General features: G+C 71.4%; 3 protein-coding genes. All 3 read left to right on the forward strand.

The window, feature by feature from the left end; genetic code table 11:
- Positions 1 to 167: 167 nt before the first annotated feature.
- Positions 168 to 1,607 carry an ATP-binding protein gene (locus FNQ90_RS19055; protein ID WP_182607485.1) on the forward strand — a complete coding sequence of 480 codons (1,440 nt, stop codon included), beginning with the start codon at positions 168 to 170 and terminating at the stop codon, positions 1,605 to 1,607.
- Between the two features lie 61 nt (positions 1,608 to 1,668).
- Positions 1,669 to 2,172 (forward strand): GNAT family N-acetyltransferase, encoded by a 504-nt coding sequence (locus FNQ90_RS19060; protein WP_143620032.1) that lies wholly within the window; start codon positions 1,669 to 1,671, stop codon positions 2,170 to 2,172.
- Positions 2,173 to 2,355: 183 nt separating this feature from the next.
- The coding region (locus FNQ90_RS19065; protein ID WP_407699395.1) for an HAD family hydrolase at positions 2,356 to 2,665 on the forward strand (310 nt) is incomplete at its 3' end.

Consider the following 2,665-nt stretch of genomic DNA (forward strand, 5'->3'; position numbering starts at 1 on the left):
CTCCCACCCCCTCCGGCTGACCCCGGCCCCGGCCGGGTCCGCGTCACCGGTCCGGCGCCCCCTTGGAGAAAGGCAGTCCGAAGAGACGTAACCCCAACAAACGTAGCCTCAACAAACGTATACTTCATCTACGTTTGTTGAGGCTACGTTTGTGTGGGAGGTGGAGCGTGGAGTTCCGGGGTCGGGAAGAGGATTTGCGGACGTTGCAGCGGCAGTACCTCTCGGTGAAAGAAGCGAATGGCTCCACGCGGGGGCGGGCCGTGGTCGTGACCGGGCGCAGGCGGGTCGGCAAGTCCCGCCTGTTGCAGGAGTTCTGTGATCGTTCCGGAGTGCCCCATGTGGTCTTCCAGGCCACCCGTGGGCGGCACCCGGCGGCGGAACGGGCGGACTTCGTGTCCTGCGTCGGGAGGGCCTCGCTGTCCGGAGCGGATCTGTTCTCCGGCACCGGGGCACGGGATTGGAACGCAGCCCTTCGGTCGCTCGCGGCCGCACTGCCGGACGACACCCCGACGATCGTGGTCCTGGACGAAGTGCCCTGGCTGATCGAACAGGACACCGAATTCGAAGGGGCGTTGCAGACGGTGTGGGATCACCACCTCTCGGCCAAACCCGTCCTTCTCGTCCTGGTGGGCAGCGATCTCTCCGTGATGGAGGCGCTCCAGACCTACGGCCGACCCTTCTTCGGCCGAGCCGGTCGGATGGTGGTGAGACCGCTCAACCTGGCGGATGTTCGTGCGATGACGGAGCTTCCCGCCGCGGAAGCCGTCGACGCGCTCCTGATCACCGGCGGGTTTCCGGAGTTGGTCCGCTCCTGGAAGCCGGGAACGGACCGGCGGAAGTATCTGCGAGAGGCGTGTGGGGACCCGCTCTCCCCGCTGGTCGTGGCCGGGGAACTCTCACTGCTCGGCGAATTTCCCGGAACGACCCGGGCCCGGTCGGTGCTGGAGGCCATCGGTGCGGGGGAACGCACCTTCGGGGCCATCGCCGCCTCGGTGGGCGGATCGCAGGGTCTGCCCTCCGGCATACTGACGCCCATTCTCGCCATGCTGCGCGACAAGCGGGTGGTGGAGACGGACCAGCCGCTCTCCACCACCACCGACACGAAGAACAAGCGGTACCGGATCGCCGATCCCTACCTCCGCTTCTGGCTGGCCTTCATGCCCCGCGTGCTCCCGTTCATCGAGCGGGGACGGGGCGACGTGGCGTTCGATCGCATCGAACGCTCATGGACCACATGGCGCGGGCGGGCGGTCGAGCCCCTCATCCGCGAATCGCTGCTCCGTCTCCTGCCGGAGGGGCACTGGCCCGACACGTCGGCGATCGGTGGATGGTGGAATCGGCGGAACAACCCCGAACTCGATCTCGTCGGAGCCGATCGGGAATCGCCGGCCGGCCGGATCCACTTCGTCGGCTCCGTGAAGTGGCTGGAGAACCGCTCCTTCGACCGCGGGGATCACGACGCGCTGGTCCGTGATCTGCTCGCGGTGCCCGGAACCGATCCGAACACACCCCTGGTCGCGGTCTCCCGGTCCGGGGTCGCCGAGGGACTCCCCCTGGCCGCGTGGTGGGGTCCCGAGGACCTCGTGCGGGCCTGGGAACCCCGATGAACCCGCCGGGGCACGGGAAATCCGCCGGCGCGACCCGGTCGTCGGCGGGGAGGATCAACCGGTGATCACCCTGCGCCCCCTCACCCCCGACGACTGGCCGCTGTGGCGCGAGGTGCGCCTGGCGGCCCTCGCCGACGCGCCCCGGGCCTTCGGCTCCCGCCTCGCCGACTGGCAGGGGGAGAACGACCGCGAGGAGCGGTGGCGCGAACGCCTCGTCCTCCCCGGGGCCCGCACCCTGGTCGCCGAGTGGGAGGGCGCCCCCGTCGGCGTGGCGGGCGGCGTGCCGATCCCCGGCGCGGAGGACGTGGCGGAACCGGTCTCGATGTGGGTCGCCGGCCCCGCGCGCGGCCGGGGGGTGGGAGACCGGCTGATCACGGCCGTCGAGCAGTGGGCCCGCGAGGAGCACGGCGCCGTGGCGCTCCGCCTGGCCGTCGCCCCCGACAACCCGCACGCCGCCGCGCTCTACCGGCGGCGCGGCTTCCGCCGCACCGACCTGCCGGGCAACACGCTGCCGGATGGCCGGGTGGAGCACATCATGGAGAAGCCCCTGACATCGCTCGATTGAGTTCGGCCCACACGAGCCGACAGGACCCGGCCGGGGACGGTCGTCCCCTGTTCCCGAGAGGTCCGGAGGGGTTCGGCCGGCCCGTGCGAGGGTGCGACGGGTGGTGGGGGGGACCCGCCGGCGTCCCCTCCCCGGCTCCGCCCCGGTGGGCCGGTCGTCGGGCGTGCCTCCTCGGCGGGCAGAATGCGGAGCATGGCCTCCGCCCCGCCGATCGTCGGCTTCGACCTGGACATGACCCTCATCGACTCCCGTCCCGGGATCCACGCCACCTACACGGCACTGGCCGCCGAGACCGGCGTGTTCATCGACGCGGACCTCGCGGTCACCCGCCTGGGCCCGCCGCTGGAACACGAGCTGGCGCACTGGTTCCCCGACCACCGGGTTCCGGAGATCGCCGACCGTTACCGCGCCCTGTATCCCGGCCACGGCATCGCCGCCACCCCCGCGATGCCCGGTGCGGCCGAGGCGATGGCGGCGGTCCGGGGGGCCGGTG

It is taken from the genome of Streptomyces alkaliphilus (assembly GCF_014141535.1).
GTDB classification, from domain to species: domain Bacteria; phylum Actinomycetota; class Actinomycetes; order Streptomycetales; family Streptomycetaceae; genus Streptomyces; species Streptomyces alkaliphilus.